20 protein-coding genes and 2 pseudogenes are annotated in these 22,033 nt (G+C 70.5%); 6 read left to right on the top strand and 16 right to left on the bottom strand.

Annotated features, from left to right (window positions below; translation table 11 throughout):
• Nucleotides 1–833: SDR family NAD(P)-dependent oxidoreductase (locus tag ABH940_RS34510; RefSeq protein ID WP_370107080.1), on the bottom strand; the 833-nt coding region annotated here is incomplete at its 3' end.
• 241 nt (nucleotides 834–1,074) lie between these two features.
• Here ABH940_RS34510 and ABH940_RS34515 point away from each other — a divergent pair.
• Nucleotides 1,075–2,010, top strand: a complete 936-nt coding sequence (locus ABH940_RS34515) for a helix-turn-helix domain-containing protein (RefSeq protein WP_370067101.1) — start codon at nucleotides 1,075–1,077, stop codon at nucleotides 2,008–2,010.
• 638 nt (nucleotides 2,011–2,648) lie between these two features.
• Here ABH940_RS34515 and ABH940_RS34520 read toward each other — a convergent pair.
• The 4 genes from ABH940_RS34520 to ABH940_RS34535 form a co-directional block, all read right to left on the bottom strand.
• Nucleotides 2,649–2,825 (bottom strand): hypothetical protein, encoded by a 177-nt coding sequence (locus ABH940_RS34520; RefSeq protein ID WP_370067099.1) that lies wholly within the window; start codon nucleotides 2,823–2,825, stop codon nucleotides 2,649–2,651.
• A gap of 221 nt (nucleotides 2,826–3,046) precedes the next feature.
• Nucleotides 3,047–4,000 (bottom strand): prepilin peptidase, encoded by a 954-nt coding sequence (locus tag ABH940_RS34525; RefSeq protein ID WP_370067097.1) that lies wholly within the window; start codon nucleotides 3,998–4,000, stop codon nucleotides 3,047–3,049.
• Between the two features lie 45 nt (nucleotides 4,001–4,045).
• On the bottom strand, nucleotides 4,046–4,186 hold the full coding sequence (locus ABH940_RS34530) for a hypothetical protein (protein WP_370067095.1): 141 nt from the start codon (nucleotides 4,184–4,186) through the stop codon (nucleotides 4,046–4,048).
• Between the two features lie 160 nt (nucleotides 4,187–4,346).
• On the bottom strand, nucleotides 4,347–4,502 hold the full coding sequence (locus tag ABH940_RS34535; protein WP_370067141.1) for a hypothetical protein: 156 nt from the start codon (nucleotides 4,500–4,502) through the stop codon (nucleotides 4,347–4,349).
• Between ABH940_RS34535 and ABH940_RS34540 the strand changes: the two genes are divergently transcribed.
• On the top strand, nucleotides 4,456–4,761 hold the full coding sequence (locus tag ABH940_RS34540; RefSeq protein ID WP_370107090.1) for a helix-turn-helix domain-containing protein: 306 nt from the start codon (nucleotides 4,456–4,458) through the stop codon (nucleotides 4,759–4,761). The two genes, ABH940_RS34535 and ABH940_RS34540, sit on opposite strands and share 47 nt — an antisense overlap.
• Here ABH940_RS34540 and ABH940_RS34545 read toward each other — a convergent pair.
• Nucleotides 4,658–4,933 carry a hypothetical protein gene (locus ABH940_RS34545; protein ID WP_370067139.1) on the bottom strand — a complete coding sequence of 92 codons (276 nt, stop codon included), beginning with the start codon at nucleotides 4,931–4,933 and terminating at the stop codon, nucleotides 4,658–4,660. The genes ABH940_RS34540 and ABH940_RS34545 overlap by 104 nt on opposite strands.
• Nucleotides 4,934–5,325: 392 nt before the next feature.
• Between ABH940_RS34545 and ABH940_RS34550 the strand changes: the two genes are divergently transcribed.
• Entirely contained in the window at nucleotides 5,326–5,898 is a 573-nt protein-coding gene (locus tag ABH940_RS34550; RefSeq protein WP_370107081.1) for a hypothetical protein, read from the top strand.
• A gap of 95 nt (nucleotides 5,899–5,993) precedes the next feature.
• Nucleotides 5,994–9,419, top strand: a complete 3,426-nt coding sequence (locus tag ABH940_RS34555; protein WP_370107082.1) for an HAD-IC family P-type ATPase — start codon at nucleotides 5,994–5,996, stop codon at nucleotides 9,417–9,419.
• Between the two features lie 317 nt (nucleotides 9,420–9,736).
• Here ABH940_RS34555 and ABH940_RS34560 read toward each other — a convergent pair whose 3' ends face one another.
• The 3 genes and pseudogenes from ABH940_RS34560 to ABH940_RS34570 form a co-directional block, all read right to left on the bottom strand.
• Nucleotides 9,737–10,816 carry an endonuclease/exonuclease/phosphatase family protein gene (locus tag ABH940_RS34560; RefSeq protein WP_370107084.1) on the bottom strand — a complete coding sequence of 360 codons (1,080 nt, stop codon included), beginning with the start codon at nucleotides 10,814–10,816 and terminating at the stop codon, nucleotides 9,737–9,739.
• Nucleotides 10,813–11,127, bottom strand: a complete 315-nt coding sequence (locus ABH940_RS34565) for a hypothetical protein (protein ID WP_370107085.1) — start codon at nucleotides 11,125–11,127, stop codon at nucleotides 10,813–10,815. The genes ABH940_RS34560 and ABH940_RS34565 overlap by 4 nt, the downstream gene beginning before the upstream one ends.
• Before the next feature lie 128 nt (nucleotides 11,128–11,255).
• Nucleotides 11,256–11,833, bottom strand: a pseudogene (locus tag ABH940_RS34570) (glycosyltransferase); the annotation flags it as partial.
• Between the two features lie 611 nt (nucleotides 11,834–12,444).
• Here ABH940_RS34570 and ABH940_RS34575 point away from each other — a divergent pair.
• Complete coding sequence (locus tag ABH940_RS34575; protein WP_370067089.1) at nucleotides 12,445–12,780, top strand: hypothetical protein; 336 nt, start codon at nucleotides 12,445–12,447, stop codon at nucleotides 12,778–12,780.
• Here the strand turns inward: ABH940_RS34575 and ABH940_RS34580 are convergent.
• From ABH940_RS34580 to ABH940_RS34590, 3 genes are all read right to left on the bottom strand, one after another.
• Nucleotides 12,696–13,901, bottom strand: a complete 1,206-nt coding sequence (locus ABH940_RS34580) for a hypothetical protein (RefSeq protein ID WP_370067087.1) — start codon at nucleotides 13,899–13,901, stop codon at nucleotides 12,696–12,698. The two genes, ABH940_RS34575 and ABH940_RS34580, sit on opposite strands and share 85 nt — an antisense overlap.
• An 88-nt stretch (nucleotides 13,902–13,989) precedes the next feature.
• Nucleotides 13,990–15,000 (bottom strand): CU044_5270 family protein, encoded by a 1,011-nt coding sequence (locus ABH940_RS34585; protein ID WP_370067085.1) that lies wholly within the window; start codon nucleotides 14,998–15,000, stop codon nucleotides 13,990–13,992.
• Between the two features lie 17 nt (nucleotides 15,001–15,017).
• Entirely contained in the window at nucleotides 15,018–15,623 is a 606-nt protein-coding gene (locus tag ABH940_RS34590) for an RNA polymerase sigma factor (protein WP_370067083.1), read from the bottom strand.
• A 424-nt stretch (nucleotides 15,624–16,047) separates the two neighbouring features.
• Here ABH940_RS34590 and ABH940_RS34595 point away from each other — a divergent pair.
• Nucleotides 16,048–16,991 (top strand): annotated as a pseudogene (locus ABH940_RS34595) (IS701 family transposase); the annotation flags it as partial.
• 51 nt (nucleotides 16,992–17,042) lie between these two features.
• Here the strand turns inward: ABH940_RS34595 and ABH940_RS34600 are convergent.
• The 4 genes from ABH940_RS34600 to ABH940_RS34615 form a co-directional block, all read right to left on the bottom strand.
• Complete coding sequence (locus tag ABH940_RS34600) at nucleotides 17,043–17,969, bottom strand: NADP-dependent oxidoreductase (protein WP_370107091.1); 927 nt, start codon at nucleotides 17,967–17,969, stop codon at nucleotides 17,043–17,045.
• A 98-nt stretch (nucleotides 17,970–18,067) separates the two neighbouring features.
• Nucleotides 18,068–18,358 carry a hypothetical protein gene (locus ABH940_RS34605; RefSeq protein ID WP_370107086.1) on the bottom strand — a complete coding sequence of 97 codons (291 nt, stop codon included), beginning with the start codon at nucleotides 18,356–18,358 and terminating at the stop codon, nucleotides 18,068–18,070.
• A gap of 78 nt (nucleotides 18,359–18,436) precedes the next feature.
• Nucleotides 18,437–20,548, bottom strand: coding sequence for a SpoIIE family protein phosphatase (locus ABH940_RS34610; protein ID WP_370107088.1), 2,112 nt, complete (start codon nucleotides 20,546–20,548; stop codon nucleotides 18,437–18,439).
• Between the two features lie 242 nt (nucleotides 20,549–20,790).
• Complete coding sequence (locus ABH940_RS34615) at nucleotides 20,791–21,981, bottom strand: ROK family protein (RefSeq protein ID WP_370067077.1); 1,191 nt, start codon at nucleotides 21,979–21,981, stop codon at nucleotides 20,791–20,793.
• Between the last annotated feature and the right edge of the window lie 52 nt (nucleotides 21,982–22,033).

Raw genomic sequence — 22,033 nt, forward strand, 5'->3', positions numbered from 1 at the left:
GGGTGTGTTTGTTTGGGGGTGTGCCCCGGGGGGGTGGGCCCCCCCCGCCGGGGCGGGGGGGGGGGGTTGTTGGGGGGGGGCGCCCCCCCCCCCCCCCCCCCCCCGACGGAGGCGTGGCGGGGGCGGGTGACCATGTAGGCGACGCCGTCGGCGATGTCCTCGGGGGCCAGGACCTCGGTCGACTCGTAGAAGGGGTCGATCATGGCGTCGCGCACCTCGGCCTTGTTGTGCGAGCCCAGTTCGGTCGCCACGCCGCCCGGCTCCAGGACGCCGACGCGCACGTGCCGCTTGGTGACCTCCTGGCGCAGGGACTCGGTGAAGCCGTTGACGCCGAACTTGGTGAGGTCGTAGACGCCGTAGCCGTTCCACGCGACCCGGCCGGCGATGGAGCTTATGTTGACGATGTCGGCGACCTGGCGCGGGCCCTGTTCGGCGGCCTGCAGCAGGTGCGGCAGGGCGGCATGGGTGGTGTGGAGCAGGCCCTGGACGTTGACGGCGATCATGCGGTCCCAGTCCTCGGCGTCCGCGCCGAGGACTGGGCCCAGCAGCATCAGGCCGGCGTTGTTGACCAGGGTGTCCAGCCGTCCGAAGCGCTCGACCGCCTGCTGGACGGCCGCCTGGGCCTGGAGGCGGTCGGTGATGTCCGCCTCCACCGCCAGCGCTGTGCCGCCCGCGTTCTCGATCTCGGCGGCGAGGTCCTCCAGGCGGTCCTTGCGGCGGGCCACGAGCACCAGGGCGGCGCCGTCCTCGGCGAGCCGGCGGGTGGTGGCGGCGCCGATGCCGCTGCTCGCCCCGGTGACGAGCGCGACGGTGCCGGTCAGTTTCGATGCCATGGGGAGGGTTCTCCGTCTTCTTCGAGGGCTCCTTGGACTGCGGTGGCTGGCGGAGGCGTCACACCAACTGAAGGGGGCTCGGCCTGCCAGTGCCATGCCCTGTGCGGTGCAGCAGGGTTGCTATCCAGGCAACCACCCGCCAACCCCGCCTGGGGCCCCGTAGCGGGCACCGCTCCACCGGGGGTCTGGCAGTACCCCTTTCACGCGCCCGGGGCGTGAGTGCCCGCCGTACGGTGGATCCATGGACCGCAGCACCGAGATCCGTGAGTTCCTGCGCACCCGCCGAGCCCGGATCACCCCCGACCAGGCCGGCCTCGCCCCCGATCCGCGGGTCCGCCGGGTACCGGGGCTGCGCCGTGAGGAAGTCGCCCAGCTCGCCGGGGTCAGCGTCGACTACTACGTCCGCCTGGAACGGGGCCGCACCCAGGGCGTCTCCGAAGCCGTCCTGAACGCCGTCGCTGCCGCCCTAAATCTGGACGACACCGAGCGCGCCCACCTTTTCGACCTCGCCCAGCCCACCGCGGCCCGCAGCCACCGCAAGCAGCCCCTCAGCCCGCAGCGGGTCCGCCCCGTCGTCTACCGGACCCTGGAATCCCTCAGCGTCCCCGCCATCGTCCAGGGCCGGCGCATGGATGTGCTGGCGGCCAACCGACTCGGCTACGCCCTCTTCGCCGACTTCGAGGCCCGGCCCCGCCGCGAGCGCAACTTCGCCCGTTACGTCTTCCTCGACCAGGCCGCCCGCAGCTTGTACGGCGACTACTGGGAGAGGGCCGCCGGCGAATGTGTCGCGATGCTGCACCTGTACGCCGGAAGCCACTCCGACGACCCTCAACTCACCGAGTTGATTGGGGAATTGTCCGTCCAGAGCGATGTCTTCCGTCGCATGTGGGCCGACCACGACGTGCTCACCCACAGCACCGGCACCAAACGCCTCCGCCACCCGCTCGTCGGCGACCTCACCCTGGACTACGTGGTGTTGGCCATCCAAGGCGACCCCGATCAGACCCTCACCATCCTCACCCCCGAACCCGCCTCCCCCTCCGCCGAAGCCCTCGCCATACTCGCCAGCTGGACCACCACCAGCACACCCGCCACCGCTCCACCCGCCGCCGAAGGAACGCCCAACCGAGCTGAAACCGGCGGCAGCGACACGCCTCCACGGTTCTCCACCCAGTGAGCGGCGGTCAGCGGCACAGCAGGCGCACAGCTGGGAGGCAACGCGCCTGCGCTATACGAAGAAGGCACTGTTCGATTTCCACGGTCCGCTGGCTGCTGCCCAAACTCGTGAGCAACTGCTGCCGGAACTCGTGAACAGCGCCACGCCGCAAGGGCGTAGACGCAGGCGATCGTGCCGAGCACGGGACCGCGTTGGGTGGGTGGGCAGATGCGGGCGCAGGCCAGCTGCGAGGCGGTGAGGATGTACGCCTTCCCCACCCAGAGGTCGGCGGCGATCAGTCGCCCGCGCTCCTGCTCGCGCCGGTGCTGGGAGAGGAGTTGGAGCAGCGGGTCGGGGATTCCGAGGGGGCGGGGGCCCGCGCGGGACTTGGTGCCTTTGGTCTCGCGACGGATGTTGACCTCTGCGGGCAGTAGCAGGGCATGTGCCCGCAGAGGTCGCCGCAGCCGTGCTTGTAGCGGGGCCGCAGGCCGTTCTGGTGGACCGTCAGAACCCGCAGCTCGAAGTCGACGTCCGTCCACTCGAGACCGAGGACCTCGCCCCTACCGCAGGTCGAGCGCCAGCAATATGACCCAACGGGCAGGGTGCCGCGTCTTGTTGGCTAGTGCAGCGCCAGATTGATCATTCAGGGGTCTGATCGGTTAAGCGGGTGGGTCCCCGAGGTAGAGTCCGGCGGTGCCGTCGAGGGCGGTTTCGGGGGTGCCGAAAGGCGGGCCGGTGGGCAGGATGTTCTCCTCGTAGCGTTCGTTGCTGGACGTGAACGAGGCGAATCCCCACATTTCCGGGTGCCCGGTGTTCTTGAGCCGGCACAACTGCACGTCGCGGTCCTCGTCCTCGACGGTGGCGTCGATGTAGTCGATGTAGGCGTATCCGACCCGGTAGGGGACCTTGATCTAACCCATCCAGATGTTGCCAGCGCCCGGGCCGAGACCGGAAGTGTTGCCCCGTTCAGGCTCCGGACTCCGACCGGTACCGGACAGCCCTTGCCGACCCGCTCCACGTGCGACGGTGCTCGCCCGCAACCCCGGGCGGGAGGATGTCACAGGCTCGAACCGGCCGCGGTATCGGGCTTCGTGGATTCTGTCCTACGGCCGGGTCGGATGGAGTGTCCCGTCGCGGTGATCCAGACGAGCGCCGCGCACGTGAAGGCCGCACCGGCGAACACCAGCGGGTGCGCGATGGAATCCTCGCGCCCGCTCGCCGCCAGCGCTGCTGCCGCGGCGAGGGCCAGCGGCGGCAACGCGCGGGAGCGGCGTGTGCGGCCCCGCTCGCCACGTTCGCCCCGCTCACCCTGCTCGCCGCGTGGGAGCAGGGCGGTGGCCGTGGCGTGGCAGGCGCAGGCCAGCAGGGTGGCGCCGAGGACGTCGCTGGGCCGGTGCCAGGAGAGTGCTTGCACGGCGCCGGCGGTGACGGCGAGCCAGAGTGCGCCGAGGGCCGCGACGTACGGTCGGGCACTTGGGGAAACGACGACTGCGGCCCCGAGAGCGAGTCCGGCCGTGATGGCGGTGGTACCGCTGGGGAAACTCGCGCCGGTGAGACCCTGCGACGCTGAGACGAGCCCGGGACGGGGCAGGACGGCGTGCAACGTCATCGCGGTCGCTACGGTGGCCACCGCGATCCCGATACCGGCGACGCCCTCGCGCCAACGTCGGCGCAGCAGCGCTACCGCCGCGATCAGGACGACGCCCGCGGCCATCGCCGCCGACCCCCGCTTCAGCGGCGGCAGGCCGGCTGCCAGGCTCCAGTGAAGGATCGACGCCCGGCCGGTCTGCCCGGCGACCAGCGCGTTCTCCGTTGACTGCCCGATCACACTCCAGGCCGCGAGGCCGTAGAGGCCGGCGAGCGCGAGCAGGAACCACAGGGCCGGTTTCAGTCGGGTGACCCGCCCGTGGAACGAGGCCGACTCATTTCGACGACCTGATCCGGCATTCAGCCCCGCCAACGCGGCTTCGGAGCGCGTTTGGGTCGCGATGGGCTGTTCCGGGTTGTGCATCGTTACCTACTCCTCGTCTGTTCGACGCGGACAGTCCTGCGGCGATCACGTCGCGTACTCGCTGCCCGAGCACCACGCCGACCGTTCCGTCCTCGGCCACACGTCGCGGTCCTCGTCCTCGACGGTGGCGTCGATGTAGGCGTATCCGGCCCGGTAGCGGACCTCGATCTCAGTGATCTGCGGCAAGCGTCGAGCATAAGTGGTCAGGCGCTGGTGCAGGGCCGCTGCCTTGGCGGCGCTCGGTCTGGCCATGAGGCCTATCTTGCCCGACCCGGCGGCAGCGGTCGGCACCAGTGCACCGGACCGGTGCCGACCGCGAGATCATCGGCAGATCAGTGAGCTGATCTCAGGGTGGGGCGATGGCGGCGAGCAGTCCGTTCGTGATCGAGTTGACCGAGGCCGAGCGGGGGGTGCTGGAGCGGTTGGCCTCGTCGCGGACCGCACCGTCCGGGCAGGTGCAGCGGGCATCGGCGATCCTCGCGTTGGCCGAGGCTGCATCCAACGCGGCCGTCGCCCGGGCTGTGCACCGACACCTCGACACCGTCCGCGCCTGGCGCAAGCGCTTCGCTGCCGAACGGCTGGCTGCCCGCGCGTCACCTGGACCGGCCACTCGATGGACGCACCACCGGCCCGAGCGGGTGCGGGAAGATCGCACGCTCAGTCAGCTCGGTCAAGACTCTGCCGAACCAGCCGGGTGGCGACGGGCAGAGCCAACTGGACGAACGCACCGGCGCCGGACGCGGTGGCAGCGCTGGCCATGACGGCATCTGCGCAGGCGGCGGCTCCGGGCCGCAGGAGGCCTGCCGCGGGGAGGCGCGGCAGGGGGATGGTCAGGGTGCGGTGGGCCGCGTCGCGACGCGGCCAGGTGAGTTCGATGTGCACGGCCGGGTCTCGCTTCCGGTCGGGCTGATCACGGGCGACTACGCGCTGCACCGCGGCGCACCTCCGCCGTTGAGCGTGCCGGTGGCAGGCAGGGGGCCGGGTGCGATGCGCACGGCGGTCGCGAGCGCCGCGATCAGGCGGTGATGGGCGACGGGTGCCCTGGGAACGGGCGTGGACTTCGCCAGGGACTCATCTCCCCCACCTCCTTCCGGCATGGACACGCGCGGGTGTCGTCGAGTTCTCGTGAGGCACGCATGGCAGCGGGCCGGGGTGGGCGGATGTGCTCGCGCACGCCGGTCACCCGCTGAGACGCGGATATATGTCGAGATTCGTCCGGATTCGGCTACTTTGTCAACATGGTGTAGGTGACACAAGGTGAACAAATGGTGTCCCTTGGATTCCCTGAGCGCCGTCCCCGGCCTTGAGTAGCGATCGGAGAAGGCATGAGCGGCAGTACCAGCGCGTCACCCGCGGCCTCACAGCCCTCGGGTTCTTCCGTCCTGTTGCATCCAGTCGAGGCTGTGGCCTCGGCGGTACGGCACGTACCGGGGGCCTCGACAGTCAAGGGGGCCTTCGACGGCGTTCTGGACACCATCGGCGTGGTGTCGCCCCACACGCGACGCGTCGCGGCGTACGCAGGCGCGGGTCTGCTCGGTGCGGCGGGAGTGGTGGAGTGGCCGGTGGCTGCCGCCGGAGCGGCGGTCGTGTGGCTGACACAGCCCCTGCGCAAGGGCGAACGCGAGTCGAACGCGCCCACAGCCGCCTCCGGCGGTGTGCGACCGGGCTCATCCCCGGCCGCAATGAAGCCGGCGAGCACGGCGAAGGCGACAACTGGCAAGGCGGGTACGCACAAGAGAGCCACGCCCAAGACATCGGCGTCCACAGCGACCGCGGCGAAGCCGTCCGCAGCCAAGAGCTCACGGGCCGCGGCCTCGACCGCCCGTCGCGGACCGACGACCCGGCCGCAGTCCGCCGGTGCAACGCGTGCCACGTCCAAGGGCAGGCGTGAGGCCTGAGTGGACGCCTGCCCGATCGCCCTCGCTGCCTCAACAGAAACCCAGCCCGCGCCAGTCACCGATCGCGCCCTGCCCGCCCGGCACGGCAGGCCCTGTTGCTGCGCCTGCTGACCCGGCTGCCGGCGGCCGGTGTGGGTCTGGCCCTCGCCACGCCCGTCGAGGTTGCGCGCCGCGTCGTTCCGGCGACCGAAAGCGTCGCGCGCCTTGCAGCCGAGCTCGCCGACGCCGGTGTCCACGCCGCCGCCGGTGCGGCAGCCGCCCTGACCGCCTCGGCGACCCGCCTGAGCACCGTCGCCCACAACGCGCTCACGCCGCACGTCGGCTACTGGCGCTCGGGCCCGCTCGCCGACTCCGCACTGGACGCGGCCCGCCGGGCCGGCCTGTACGTGGTGGTCCAAGACGACGGCTCCCTGGGCGAGTTCGCCGCTCTCGCAGACGAACGCGTCGATGCCGCAATGCCGTTGGCCCAGGTCGTGCGCAGTCTGCAGGAGCGCGGCCGGGTGGTGCTCACGGTGGCGCGCATCCCGGGAGGCGCGGCGGCCGGCACCCCGTCAGCGCGCGCCCACCGGCGCGAGGTACTCGCGGGCCTGCTCCGCAGCGATGTCGCGGTCTCGTTGACACACGATCAGAACGCGGTCGTGTGGGGCGCGGACCTGCTCGCGCTGGGCGGGTTGGACGGGGTGTGGCGCCTGCTGACGACCGTTCCGTCCGCGCGCATGGTCGGCCGCCACTCCAAGACCTTGGCCGAGGCCGGCGCGGCGTTGTCGGGTCTGCTGGTGGCCACCCGCGGCTCCCGGCCCGGACGCGCCTCCCTCCCGGCCGGCCTGCGGCTCAGCCCGGTCAACGCCGCCGCGGCCGTGTCCCTGCTGCTTGGCTGGTACGCCGCCTATGCGGTGGTCTCGCGCGAGACACCGCACCCCGGACCTCGGGTGGCCTGGCACGCGCTGCAGCCCAGGGAGGTTCTGTCCCGGCTCTCCGCCGCGCGACGTACCACGCCCACGGCGGTGGAGGCCGCGCGGCAGAGCGCGGCACGCGCGCTGGGCAGAGTGGTCGGACTGCCGGTCTTCGCCCCCACCCGGCACACGGTCCGCCTCCTGGCCGCCATCCGCGCGGAACTCGACGACCCGCTGACGCCGGTGCTGGTCGTCGGTGCGACGGCCTCCGCACTGCTGGGCTCCACCGTGGACGCGCTGCTGGTCACCGGTGCGCTCGGGGTGAACGCGACGGTGGGCGCCGTCCAGCGGCTGCGCGCCGAACACGCGCTCAGCCAACTGGTGGTGAGCCAGGGGCAGATCGCCCGCCGGGTCGCCGAACAGGGCGTCGCGGACGCCACCGACACGGTCGATGCCGCAGGGCTTCGGCCCGGCGAGGTCATCGAGCTGCTCACCGGGGACGTCGTCCCGGCCGACGCCCGGCTGCTGGAGGTCGACGGCCTGGAGGTGGACGAGTCCTCCCTCACCGGCGAATCACTTCCCACCGCCAAGCAGGTCGACGCCACACCACGGGCGTCCGTCACCGACCGCCACTGCATGGTCTTCGAGGGCACCACGATCGTCGCCGGCCGAGCCCGCGGCGTCGTCGTGGGCACCGGCGAGGACACCGAAGCCGGACGAGCCGCACACCTGGCCTCCCGCACGGCCCCCGCCTCCGGGGTCCAGGCCCGGCTTCGGGAACTGACCAACCGGGTGCTGCCGCTCACCCTCGCCGGCGGCGCCGCCGTCACCGGCCTGTCGCTGCTGCGCGGCCGACCGGTACGCGAGGCAGTCCAGGGCGGACTCGCGGTCGCAGTGGCCGCCGTACCCGAGGGCCTGCCCCTGGTCGCCACGGTCGCGCAGCTGGCCGCCGCACGGCGGCTCAGCCGGCACGGCATTCTGGTCCGCACCCCGCGCACCCTGGAGGCGCTGGGCCGGATGGACACCATCTGCTTCGACAAGACCGGCACCCTGACCGAGAACCACCTGCGGGTCGTCCACGTCGTCGCCCCGAACGGCGCCACGCACCCCGCCGGTTCCCCGAAGGCCGCACCGGTCCTGCGCACCGCAGCCCGCGCCTGCCCCCACGACGCCGACGAGAACGGCGTCCACGCCCACGCCACCGACGAGGCGATCCTCGCAGCGGCGCCGGGCGACCCGCAGTGGACGCCCGGCGACATGCTTCCCTTCGCGGCCAGCCGCGGCTACGCGAGTGCCACCGGTGCCGGCGCCGACGGCAGGCACCTGCTGGTGGTCAAGGGCGCGCCGGAGGTCGTGCTGCCCAACTGCCCCAAGGCCGGCGCGAACGCGATGGCCGCCGCGCACGCGCTCGCCGAACAGGGCCTGCGCGTCCTGGCCGTCGCCGTGCGCCGACTGCCCGCTGACCACGCCTCAGAGGCCCTCGACAAGCCGCTTGAGGCTCTCGAACTGGCCGGCTTCGTGGCCCTGTCCGACACCCCGCGCACCAGCTCCGCCCCGCTGGTCGCTGAGCTGCTCCAGCTCGGCATCCGGCCCGTCATGCTCACCGGCGACCACCCGCAGACCGCCCGCACCGTCGCCACCACTCTGGGCTGGCCCGAGGACGCCGTTGTGGTCACCGGCGACCGACTCGCCGCCGAGGACCGGGCCGGCCGCGTCCGCCTGCTGGGCGACGCCTCCGTCGTGGCCCGCGTCGCCCCCGAGCAGAAACTCCAGGTCATCGAGGCGCTGCAACAAGCGGGACGGGTCGTCGCCATGGTCGGGGACGGCTCCAACGACGCCGCCGCGATCCGCGCCGCCGACATCGGCATCGGCATCGCCGCCCGTGGTTCGGCCGCGGCCCGCAACGCCGCCGACATGGTCCTCACCACCGACGACCTGACCGTCCTGCGCGACGCCGTCATCGAGGGCCGGGCGCTGTGGCGCAGCGTCGCCGACGCCGTCAGCATCCTGATCGGCGGGAACGCCGGCGAGATCGGCTTCAGCGTGCTGGGCACCCTGGTCTCCGGGACCTCGCCCCTGTCGACCCGCCAGCTCCTTCTGGTCAACCTGCTCACCGACATGTTCCCCGCGATGGCCGTCGCGGTGACCCCGCGCGACAGCGCAGGCAACGAGGAGTCCGCCGCGCTCGACGACTCCGGCCCGCTGAGCACCTCGGCGCTGGGAGAACCGCTGGCACGCCAGATCCGCCAACGCGGCATGGTCACCGGGCTCGGAGCCGGCACGGCCTGGCTGATCGGCACGCTAACGCCGGGGACCAGACGCCGTACCAGCACTATGGCCCTGTGCGGCGTGGTCGGTGCGCAGCTGACCCAGACCGTCGCCGGACGCAGCCGCAGTCCGCTGGTGATGGCGACCGTGATCGGCTCCGCCGCTGTACTCGCCGCACTCGTGCAGACGCCGGTGCTCAGCCACTTCTTCGGCTGCACCCCGCTCGGCCCGGTCGCCTGGACAGGCGTCGCCGCGTCCATCGCCGTGGCCGCGCTCGGCCCGCGCCTGATGCCGCCGATCGAACACCTCGTCACCGAGATCGCGCCGCGCCTGCGCCCGACGATCCGCCTGATCCATTGAGTGGACCCGCACAGCAAACGCCAGGGCGCGCCGAACAGTGCGCCTCGGGGGCAGGTGGCCGCCGCACGCAGTTGAGAGGTCGCCACGAACAGCTCGCGACCAGTGTTCCCGTTGAGTCATGGGGCGACGTCCTGGCAGAAAGCAGCACGCTGGTTCGAGCCAGGCATCAGTTCGGTCTCCGTGGTGCGGCACGCTGGACCGCATGGCAAGCATCAAGTCTCTCCAAGACCCCACGGTCCGGAGTTTGATCGAACAGAGCGGCCGGGTGCTCGCCGAATAGAGGCCCGGGTGGGCGGCCGCCCACCCGGGCTTGCCCGTCATAGTTCGATGTGGGCGGCGATGGCAAGGTGGTCGCTGCCGTCTTCGGGAAGGGTCCAGGCATTGGTGGGGATCACGCCCCTGGTCATGATCTGGTCGATGCGGGTCATCGGGAACTGCGCGGGGTAGGTGAAGCCGAAGCCCGCGCCAGCTGCGGCTTGTGCGGAGCGCAACTGCGAGGTGACAGGAGCGAGGCTGCGGTCGTTCAGGGTGCCGTTCAGGTCCCCCAGCAGGATCACCCGGGGCAGCTCCTCCGCTGCCAGCGCCTGCCCCAGTGCCTCCGCGCCGGCGTCCCGCTCGTTGGCGGTGAAGCCGCCGTCGAAAGTCACCCGTACCGAGGGCAGATGGGCAACGAAGACCGCGACCTGGCCCGCGGGGGTGCTGACGACGGCACGCAGCGCCCGGACCCAGCCGATCTTCAGGTCGACGGGTTCGGTGTCGCTCACTGGGTACCTGGACCACAGTCCGACTGTGCCTTCGATCGCCCGGTAGGGGTACTCCTTGGCCAGACTGCTCTCGAACTGTGGCAGTTCGACGCCGCTCACCTCGACCAAGGAGATGACGTCGGGGTCGGCAGCCTCCATGTTCCTGACCGTGCCGGGGATGTCCTTGTTGTAGGCCCAGACGTTGTGCTGGACGACGGTAAAGTCATACGCGCCGCCCGTCTTGTCCGTCAGTAGTGAGCCGAAGAGTGAGGACCACAAAAGGGTCGGCACGAGCAGCGCCGCGACGGCTGTGGCCGAGCGCCGCAGCAATGCGATGACGAGCAGCGGGGGAAGAGCCAGCCCTACCCAGGGGAGGAAGCTCTCGATGAAGCTGCCGATGTTGCCTGCGGTATCGGGGATCTGGCGGTGGAACGCGAGCACGCCGGCGGTCAGCAGCGCCAGGGCAGCGAGGATCGGGCCGCGCTGCCAGGTCGTGTGACCGCGTCTATCCTGCCCGCGCCACCGCAGATACCCAAGGCCGGGTCTCCCGCCCCGTCCCCTGCGCTTGCGGCCGTCGACGCGGTGGGCGGGAACCTCCCCAGAGGGCGAGGAGGCACCGGTGGTCTGGGAGCCATGGCGTGGACCGGTACTCATACCTGGCACCGATCGGGTGCGAGCAGGTGCAGGTTCTGGCGGACCCACTCGGAGGCGTGCTGCAGGCCCTCGGCCGGGTCGGTCGGGGGCTGCCGGCGGGTCAGCTCGCGGGCGCGACGGTTGTCGCAGAGCAGGCGCTCGATCTCGCTGCCGCGCGGACGGGACCGGGTCGGGTCCACGACTGCTTCGGCGTCCGTACCGGTCGAGGTGATCAGTGCGCGGGCGAGGTCGGCCATGGACACCTCGGTGCCGGTGCCCAGCACCCGCCAGCCCGTCCAATCCTGCGTGCTGTGTGCGTGAGGGGTACTCAAGCTGCTGGCTCCTCTATCTGCAACTGTTCGTGGGTGGGTCGTCCGGCCAGGCGCAGCACGCGCCGCGCAAGCAAGCAAGCTGCGCGGTCGTGAGTGCCTGGATCAGCAGCCGCCCCCATCACGGCCCGGCGGCCGGCCTGGTCGCGCAGCGCCGTGCGATCCATCCGGGCCAGCGCTCCCACCAGTGGCATCCCCACTGCTTCCGCTCGTGTCCCGGGCGGCGGGAGGTCGCCGCGGGCTCGGTCGAAGGCGAGACAGATGTGGGGAGTGAGCCGTGCAGCGAAGCGTTGGCCCTCCCCCGTACGGCATTGGACTCGTGCACCAGGGCGGGCAACCGGGCCAGCCTCACGCCCAGAGTCACCAGGGCGCCGGCGTAGCCGCCCTGGCCGACCACGACCTGGGCTCCCTGACGGTGCAGCAGCTGGCGGACCCGCAACCCGGAGCGCAGCAGGTGAGCGGGGAGAAGGTAGCGGCGCAGGCCGAGCGACCGGTCGAAGGGGATCACGTCGACGGTATGCAGCGGGAAGCCGGCTGCGGAGATCAGCTGTCTCCCCAGGCCGCGCTCGGTGCCGACGAAGGTGATCCGCGCCCGGGGCTCAGCTCTGCGCAGCGCCTCGGCCAGAGCCAGGCCAGGATAGATATGCCCGCCGGTCCCACCCGCCCGCATGACCACGGAGAGCCGTGTGTGTCGTGCTGCTGTCTGCATAGCGGCCAGCATCACTAGCCGGTCTAAGAACAATATAAGTGGCTGTTGATCTCTTCGTCGGTGTCGGCCGGGATGCGACGCGGGGCAGCTGGCCTCGTGGTGCTGGTGAGATTCCCCCGAGATGCGGCTGATGGTGACAGTGGCTCAGATGGGTCCGGCGACAGGAACCATGACGATGAGTGCTCCGAGAAGGCACTCGCTGGAGTCGCGTGAGCGTGCGGTGCGGATGGGCCGCACGACCGAGCCGAAGCCGGTGATCAAGCGTCTGACCGCGCACCGACGTCGGCGCCTCGGGCGCGGTTGTTCAACAGTGGCCCCAGTATTCCCACGGCGACCACCGGCTGGTGGACCACCGAGCTCGCCGAGACGGGGCTCACCCGACCAGAACCGCCCGAAGCCACATCTACGTGACGCCTCGTCGGTACGGGATCGAGACCCTCTGCGGAGGACGGGCGAGCGCGCAGGCGGCGGGCCAGTATCAGGAGATCAGAGCGTGGTGGTGGTCAACCGCTCTGAAGCTCGATGAGCTGCGGTTTTCTCGACGCGGTTGTGTGTGCGCGGCGTAATCGGGGAGCCAGCAGGCAGTCGAGTTGTCCGCGGGGGTGTGATTCATGCCGTCGGTGATCGCGTTGCTGGAACGTCGCGAGGCCCGGGCCCGGGAGGATCTGGATGCCTGGCTGGAGCGGCTGCGCGATGAGCAGGAGCATGTGACGTCTCGCCAGGAGCAGTCGGCCGGGCTCGGGACTGATGCCGAGCGTCTGATCCGAGACCGCGAGGGCTCGGTTTTGCGGCTGCGGCTCATCCGGGATCGGTCCCGGATGAGCCGCAGCTCAAGAACAGCCGTTGGACTTCGTCTGGTGGTTCAGCTGCGGCTGGTGAGGGTCATCGACTGCGGCAAGGATTGGGTGGGATCGGCGATCGGACCCACAATCGTGATCTGGCGCTGAGGTGACACCGCGACGCTGCTGGGGTCGAAGAGCGTGCCGGCAGGCAGGCCCAGGGAATGCCACTTTCCGTCGGCGAACCGCATCGCGTAGCCGTCCGAGCCGGGACCGGGGTACGGGGCCAGGGTGGTCCGGCCGGCCACGACGACGCCCTGCGGTGTCAGGGCGAGGGATGCGATGCGGCCTGCCGTGTTCGGTGTGGGGACCTGCTGCCAGGTATGGCCGTTCCAGTGCTCGACCAGGGCGTGCCCCACTCCTCCGTCGGCCGGGTCGAGCATGTCCCGGCCCACTGCCCACACGTCGTTCGGTCCGCCGGCCGCGACCGCGTTGAACTCGCCCGCCACCCCGTGATACTGCGGGGTGGCGACGTGTGTCCAGGTGCGTCCGTCGGAGTGCAGCAGCACCGGCTGGTCCTGGTCGAGGTTACTCCCCACCGCCCAGATGTCGTGGGTGTTGATCTCGGTCACGGCATCGAGGGCCCAAGCCCCGGCGAGCTTCGGGAGCGGGACAATCTTCCAGCTGGTGCCGTTCCAGTGCTCGACCAGTCCCACCAGATGTCCGTTGGGGCCGTCGGGCGCGCTGGGGACCTGGGCCCAGCCCACTGCCCACGCGTCACGGCTGCTGAGTCCGGACTCTCCAAGGAAGCCGGCAGTGTCCTGGATGGTCGCAGCCGGAACGGGTGCCTTCGCCAGCTTCCAGGCCGCTCCGTTCCAGTGCTCGGTGACGATGCCGCCCACCGTGGGGGCGTCGTCGCCGACTATCCAGCCGTCGCGGCTTGAGTCCGAGGTGACCGCGTTGAAGCGTGTGTCGGTGCCGGCGGGCAGGGGCGCGGTTGCCGTGTCCGTCCAGCCGCGCCGGTCCCCGTCTTTTCGCGTCAGCAGTACCGGCAGGTGCTGCGTGACCTTCGGGCCGACTGGGATGATCTGAAATCCTGCCGCCCAGGTGGTGTGCGCGTCCGGCTGGGCGACGCTGGTGAGAACGGTGTCCTTCGTCGGCACGGCAGAGGCCGTCCAACCCGGCTTGCCTTCCGGGGCCGAAGCAGCCGAGGCTGGGACGGCCGGGCTCACGGCCCCGGAAGCGATCAGCACTGCGGTGGCGGCGGTCAACGTCTTGGTGCGAGACACGGTGATCTGCTCCTTGGGATTCAGACATTGGGTGTGGGCGGTTGGGCGGTCCCGTAGCGGGGCGCCCGGGGGCTGTGGTGGGTGGTGGTCAGCCGGTGGCGCTGTCGGCAGGGCCGACCGTGAGGAATGTCAGCCGTTCCACGACCGCTCCGGCCCTCAGGGCGGGCCTGCCACCGGACAGGTTGCGTCCCTGCGCGACTTCGTCCATCTGGGCCGTCGGACGCGTGAGGGAGGGTGACAGTGCGGGTAGGGCCTGGGCGGCCGTGAAGAGGGTCTCGAGCAGTTGGCCGTTGGCCGGGTCGATGATGTAGCGGACGATGAGCTTGCCGTCGGCCCGCTCCACCGCCATGCCGGCCCGACCGGTGGCGTCGGTGGCCTTGCCCACCAGGCGGACGCCGGGCAGATCCGCAGCCACCTGGTACAGCGCACTTCGCAGTTTCGGTGAGGCAGGGGAATCCAGGAGGTCGCCGATGACGGTGAACACCTCCTCGGAATGGTCCTGCCCGGGGTTGGCGAACTTCTCCAGCAGGGTGCGCAGCGCGGCCGTGTCAGTGGGCAGCGCATCAAGCTGGTCCCAGGTCAGGTTGCGGATGCCGATGCTGAATTGGCCGGGACCCGCTGACGCCTTGTCCTCGCGCAGAGGCGAGGTGACGCGCAGGTGCGAGGTGCGGCCGGCGTGGTGGGCCAGGAGCTCTTGCATGTCGACGCGCGAGCCGTCCGCTTCCACGCGGATGGTGCTGATCTCCCAGTAGGGTGCGTTGCCCCAGTCGGCGCTCTGCGCCGACTGGACGTAGGAGACCTGACTCAGGAACGTGGAGGCGTTCTCGGCGGCGGACGGGGGCTGGGGGCCAGGGGCGGTGGTGGGCTGGACGACGGTTGAGGCCACCGCAGCTGCGGCCGTGATTGCGGTGATGCCGGTCAGCGCCAGACGAAGCGTCCAACGGCGAGGGCGCCGGGGCTGCTCGAAGGAGGTGTCACGAGCGCCGACCGAGGCGTACGCCGCGCTCAGCAGAGCGGCCCGGCCGTGCTCAACGGCTGCCTGGCTCGGTTCGGCCTCGGGCCCGGCCAGCGCGTTCCCGATCAGGGTGAGGTCATCCATGGTCGTTCTCCGCTTCGCTAGTTGCTGGTTGTGTGCTGGGTGAGGGCAGGTTCCAGAAGCCGCCGCATTTTCGTGCGAGCCCGATTCATCCGGGAGCCGACCGTGCCCGAGGGGATGCTCAGGGCCTGGGCAACCTCGGCATAGCTGAGGCCGGCCACCGCGATCAGCAGCAGGACGTCGCGGTCAGCCCGGGCGAGCGTGGCCAACGCCTCGCCGAGCTGGGGCCGTAGCCGCAGTGCGGCGACCTGGTCGGCGACGGTGTCCTCGAAACCGGTCTCAGCATCGGTTTCCCCCGCGCGCAGGTTCGTGTAGTGCCGGCGCTCAGCACGGCGGTGGCGGCCGACAAGGTTGGTGGCGATGCCGAACAGCCAGGCCCGGACCTGCCCCCGGGCAGGGTCGAAGGTTCCGCGTTTTCGAAAGGCGGTCAGGAACACCTCCGCGGCCACGTCCTCGGCCACGTCCGCCCCGAGCCGGGCTGCCACATAGCGGTGGACAGCCCGATAGTGCGCGTCATACACAAGCGCGAAGCGCTCCGGCACCCCCAACGACGCCTCGACTGCCGCCCGCACGGAAGCGTCAGCGGCCGTCCCGGAGGGGTCCAGCAGATCAGCTTGTGGCGTCACAGATATCCCTCGGCGGTTGGAACGGAAAACTGGTCACACCCATACTTCGCCCCAGAGCGAATCCTTCTTCACGGGCCCACCACCGATCTCTGACCGCGATTCGTCGGCCGCCGGTGCACGACGAACATTTCAGCGGTTCGCCCGTGAAGTCCCGATGCCTCTGGGGCGGATGGTCGCTCGACGTTGCGGCTCGCAGGCGCAACTGGGCGTCGTGCAGCGGCACGTGCGGCGCCACCTTGGTGGAGACGGTTGGGAAAGCGCGGCCCTGCGCGGGTTCGCCGGTGATCGTGCGCGGGCCGTCGATGTGCAACACGCTCGCTCAGGAAGGCGGGGTGCCTGGGAACCTGGCCGCGCAGTGCCACGAGATCTACGGCTGAGCACGGGAAGGACTTGGGGGCGGTGCGCGCTGCGCAACGACCTCGGCACAGTTGGCGTCCAGCGCCAGTACACCGGCACCGCGGCCCGGATCGAAAACGCCCAGGTCGCCGTCTACCTGGTCTACGCAGGTCAGCGTGGGCACGCCGCGGTGGATCGGGAACTGTATATCCCGCGCTCCTGGACCTCCGACCCCGACGGGTGTCGCGCCGCCGGACTCGGCGAGGAGACGTCGTTCGCCACAAAGCCCGAGCTGGCCGCGCGCATGGTGGCCCGGTTCCTGGACACCGGCCACTGGTCCGCCTGGGGTGCGGGCGGCGAAGTCTACGGCGACAACCCCAAGCTGCGGAGCGCCCTGGAGGAGCGCGGCACCGGCCACGTTCTCGCGGTGGCTTGCTCGCACGAAGTCACCACCGCCGCAGGGAAGTTCCGCGCGGACGCCCTGATCAAGAAGGTGTCCCGGCGGGCGTGGCAGAAGCTCTCCGCAGGCGCGGGCGCGAAGGGCCGACGCTACTACGACTGGGCCGTCGTCGACCTCGCCGACCCCGCTCCCGGCAGCCGTCAACTACTGAGCCGCCACAACCGCGAAACCGGTGAACTCGCCTACTGCCACTGCTACTCGCCCACCCTGGCGCCGTTGACTACGCTGGTGCGCGTCGCTGGATCAAGGTAGCGGGTAGAGGAGTTCTTCCAGTCCGGAAAGGGCCTGGCCGGACTGGACGAGCACCAGGTCCGCCGCGACGGGTCCTGGTCCGCTGGGTCACCATGGCCATGCTGGCGCACGCCTTCCTCGCCGTCATCCGCCCCGACGAACACGCCCGTCAGCCCGCTTCCGACGCCCTCATACCCCTCACCTGCAATGAGATCCAGCGCCTGTTCGTCACCCTCGTAGTCCAACCCGTCCGCGACGCTGCCCACCGGCTCGGCTGATCCGACTGGCGACGCCGGCACCACTCCCGATTCCAGACCAGCCACTATGGGTGGCAAGCCGCCCATACATGGAGATCACAATCTACGGCTGGAGTAGCACGGCCTACAGCTGGACTACTGGCCAACCGTCAGAACAAGCTTGCCCTGGACCTGGCCTGCGTCCAGGGCAAGGTGGGCGGTCGCGGCATCGACGAGGTCGAAGGTGGCCTCGATGTGAGGGCGGATCTTCCCGGCGTCCGCGAGTTCTGCGATCCGTTCCAGGGAGGCATAGTCGGGCTCGACGGAGGTCACGACGAGTCGCACGCCGCGCGCTGCGGCCGCGGTGGCAAGCTCGTCTCCGTCCTCGAGGATGCTGACGAGCACGCCTCCTGCCCGCAATACGCCCAATGAGCGCTGGCCTTGGGCGGTCGAGTCGAAGACGACGTCCATGTTCCGAACGGTGTCGGTGAAGTCGGCGGTCCGGTAGTCGACCAGATCATCGGCCCCGAGTCCGCGCAGGAAGTCATGGCGTGCCGCGCTCGCCACTGCGGTGACGTGGGCACCGTGCGCCTTGGCTATCTGCACCGCCAAGTGCCCCACCCCGCCAGCCGAGCGCAGGATCAACACCCGGTCTCCGGGTGCGATTCGGGCCCGGTCGACCAACCCCTGCCACGCCGTCAACGCGGCCAACGGAAGAGCAGCGGCTTCTACGTGGCTGAGTGACGCTGGCTTCCGCGCCAGCTGCCGGGAGGGCGCGGCGACATACTCCGCGTAGGCGTTGGCCGCTCGCGGGAAGAACGGCATGCCGAACACCTCGTCGCCGACGCCGAAGCGGGCGCCCGACCCGGCCTCTTCCACCACCCCGGAGACGTCCCAGCCCACGCCGAAAGGTGGTTCGCCCAGCAGTGGGTACTCCCCCGACCGGACCACCGCGTCCACAGGGTTTACCCCACAGGCACGCACCCGGACCAGTACCTCGCCCGGCAGACAGCTCGGCCGGTCGGTGTCCACGACCTCCAGAACCTCCGGACCTCCGAACGACTTCTGCATGACCGCACGCATCAACATGCACACCATCCCCCATACACATTCGCCGAGGTGCGTCCCGTTCCGCGCCGACGCTGGCGATCATAGCGGCGCGAACGACCCCGCCAGCGAGATCACGATCTAGGGTCTGTACAGCCAGCGAGACGGTGAGGTGTTCGCGGGGATGTCGCGCGAACCGCGGCAAATACCACCATGCTCTCCTGGCAGGTCGAATGGTCCGGCAGCTTCACGGCCGGCGACGGGGGCGGCGGTTCGGGGTCGGGCAGCTCCAGCAGCGCCTTGCGGGTGGTCCGGATCTCCTCGGCGCCGGTGTCGAACCCGTTCAGCAGCGCTGTCAGCTCCGCGACCTTCTCCCGGGCCGTCTCGGCCCGCGCGGCGATCTCCCGTTCTCGCGCGAGTCGCACCAGCAGCGCCCCGAGGGTCAGCTCCCCGCTGGTCGAGCGCCGCGCCAGGTGGAGGTGGAGGCGTCGGTCAGCGCGGGCTCAAGGCCGGGTGTGCAGGAGCAGAACAGCAATGTCATCGCGGCGTGGGAAGTCGTGTGATGACTCCGCCAAGAGCGCATCGATGAGGGTGTCGAGCTGTCCGGCCTCCGACATGTCGCCACGGTTGAGAATGCCGGCGCACTTGGCAAGTTGTTGATCCAGATCAATGCCTGGGGCCTCGACCAGCCCGTCGGTGTACATGCCGAGCAGGGAGCCAGCTGGGAGGGCAAGCTCGGTCAGCGGGTATTCAGGATCGGGTGTGGCGCCGAGGAGGGGACCCGGAGCGATCTCGACGGCGGAGCAGGGCTGGCCGGGTAGGCGTAGCAGCGGGGGCAAGTGGCCGGCGTTGGCGAGCTGTACCCGGTTGTGGGCGAGGTCGATCCGGGCGAACAGGCAGCTGGCGAGCAGTTCGGTCTGGAGGTCGTAGAGGAGTCGGCTGGTGCGCGCGAGGACTTGATCGGGTGGGGTGCCGGCGCTGATGTAGGCGCGGATGGCCGTGCGGATCGTGCCCATCGTGGCGGCTGCTGCCACGTTGTGCCCTTCCACGTCGCCGATCACCGCAACGACGGTCGTGTCGTTGATACGGACGAGGTCGTAGAAGTCACCGCCGATGTCCATGCCGCGTGTGGCGGGCAGGTAGCGGGCGGCTGCTTCGAGCCGGGGGTCCTCGGGCAGGGTTTGCGGGAGGAGTGCTTCCTGCAGGCCGCGGGCAAGTAGGTGCTGTTCGTCGTACAGGCGCGCGCGGTCCAACGCCTGGGCGATCAGGCCGGCCAGGGACGTGAGCACGGCGCGTTCATTGGCGCCGAATCGCCGTTCCTTGTCGTAGGCGAAAGCGCAGCAGCCGACCGGATGGTGGTAGACGGCTAGCGGGAGAAGAGCCCAGGCCTGCTTGCCCGTAATCTCCGAGAGCCGTGGAAAGCGCTGGTTGATCTCGTCGGCCGAGCTCAAGAAGAGGGCTCTGCCTGTGGTGGCCGCCTGTGCCGCTGCGCTGAATGCCGTGTCGAGCGGGGCTCCGTCCAGCAGGTCGGCGATGTCAGGCGGGTAGCCCTGATGGCCGATCACGTGCAGGCGGCTGTCCCTCACCGTGAACATGATCGCGGCCTGCGCGTCCACGACGGGCATGATCTGCTCGACGACCACCCCGGCCACGTCCCGCACCGTGGCTGCCTCAGTAAGCGCCGCAGCGACATGCACCACCTGGTAAAGATGCCCCGCGCTCTTCGGTGTTGTCGGAGAGCTCTCACCGGCATTTCGCGGCGTACCGGGATCGGTGGCGGTCTTGTTCACCAGCACGGTGATTCCGCTGCCGTCCGGATAGAGGCGGAAGAGCAGGCTTTCGTGTGGCGGTCGCACGACCGTGAAGGAGACCGGCTCACGGCTCACCACTGCCGCGCGATAGCCGTCCTCGCACACGGGGTCGTCCAACCACGGGATTGCATGCCATGGGAGCGTCCCGAGCAAGTCGGACTCCGTGCCCCCCAGCAGGGCGGATGCCTTTGGAGTGACGAAGGTGAAGCGGCCCTGGAGGTCCAGCCCGCAGACGCCCACGGGCAGCCGCTCGATGGCATCGTTAGCAGCGAGCCCACGCTGCGCCAGATCGGCGCTTCGGGTGGGAGTGGACAGTACCCGAGGACGGCGGGGAGGCAGCGGCAGGCGCCTCCGCGCCTGGGTGTCGATGAGCCGGGCAAGGGAGTGGGCGCCGGCTGCAATGTTCCGGCGTTCGCGGGAATTGGCTACCGGCGGATGGGTGGCAGGCCACATCAGCATCAGAACGCCCCACCTGTGCGTCCCCGTGACCGGCAGAGCGGCGAGCGCGAACGGATACGGCAGCACGGCGGCGACCCGCGGATAGGTTCGTGCCATCCCCTCATGGGTGCCGACCCACACGAAACGCTGGTCCCGATAGGCATCCGTCCCGGGCAACGGCGTGGAGATGCTGGCGCTGAGCCACGGGCTGAGAAGATCGAGCGGCAGCCCTGCCAGCAGCGTGAGCCTCAGCATTCCCGGGTCGGTATCCCTCAGGTAGAGGGCGCCCGCGATCGCCCCCACCTGGCGCATGCACTCTTGGAAGGGGGCGTCCAGGTACGCAACCGCTTCCGTATCCTCGATCACGCCTGCACCTGGCACGCCGGATCGAGGCGCCACACCGCCCATACTGGGACGCTACGTCCATACCCATGCGGTCGCACCCCGGGTCATCCTGGCGGCCCCAGTGGTTCGTACTCCGCTACTCGCCGGCACAGCCACGGCAGCCAAGCGTGGTGTCAAGCGGCACACGCAATCGGCGCCCAGGCCGGGCCGAGCACAGGTCTTCGGCGAGTGGCGAGGAGCTCGCTTCGGGGTGTCGGGTGCTGTCAGGTCCGGGCTGCCGGGTCGAGCATCGCGGCCAGGCCCTGGGGCGAGAGGAGGTGGTCGACCGCAAGGCGGCGGGCGCCCTCGACGCCCGCGCGGGGACCCAGCAGGGAGGTCTCGATGGACATCGTGCGGGTGGCCAATGGCAGGGCCCGGCGGTAGACGGCGCCGCGGATGTCGGCGAGCAGGTCGTCGCCCAGGCCGGCCATGCTGCCGCCCAGCACGATGGCGTCGGGGTTGTGGAAGCTGACCAGCGTGGCCAGCAGTTCGCCCAGCCGCTGTCCGGCCAGACGGACCTGATGCCGCGCCAGCGGGTCTCCCGCCGCGACGAGGCGGACGACGTCGGCCGCGCCCCGCGCTGCCAGACCGGCCTTGGCCAGGGTGGCGGCGATGGCCGCGCCGGAGGCGACCGCCTCGACGCAGCCGGTGTTGCCGCAGTGGCAGAGCACGTCCTCGTGTCCGGGCAGGGGTATGTGGCCGATGTCCCCGGCCGCGCCGCTCGCCCCCCTGTGCACCAGGCCGTCGGAGACGATGCCGCAGCCGATGCCGGTGCCGACCTTGACGTAGAGCAAGTGGCGGGCTTTGGGGCGGTGGCTGAACTCGCCGACGGCCATCATGTTGACGTCGTTGTCGACCAGGACGTCGGCGCGGTACCGGTCCGCGAAGAAGCGAGGGATCGTGTAGCCGTCCCAGCCGCGCATGATGGGCGGGCGCACGACTGTGCCGGTGACCGCCTCGACGGGGCCGGGGACGCCGATGCTTATGGCCCTGACGTCCTCGCGGGCGCGCCCGCAGGCGGTGAGCAGCCGTGAAGCCTGCTCGTCGAGGGCGGTCAGCACGGTGTCCGGGCCGTCGTTGACGTCCGTGGTCTGGGTCTCCTCGGCGAGGACGCGGCCGCCGAGTTCGGAGACGGAGACTCTGCGGTGCGTAGCGCCCAAGTCGATGGCACAGATCAGCGTGTGCTCGGAGGCGAGTTCCAAGGTGAGCGGCGGGCGGCCGCGCTCGCTCGCGGCGGTGCCCGTCTCGAGCAGGACGCCACGGGCGATCAGCAGGTCGACGCGCTGGGCGACGGCGGCGCGCGAGAGCCCGGTTGCGTCCACGAGCCGGCTGCGTCGCGTCACGCCGGAGGCAACCAGTCGTGCCAGCTCGCTGAGCGAGTCCAGTTGCCGTCCGCTCGGCGTCCCTGTGCCCATGCGCCGTCACCTCTCCGATTTATGGCAGAACTTAGCCGAATTATTGTCATTG

The sequence above is a fragment of the Streptacidiphilus sp. BW17 genome, from assembly GCF_041262485.1.
In the GTDB taxonomy this organism is placed as follows: domain Bacteria; phylum Actinomycetota; class Actinomycetes; order Streptomycetales; family Streptomycetaceae; genus Streptacidiphilus.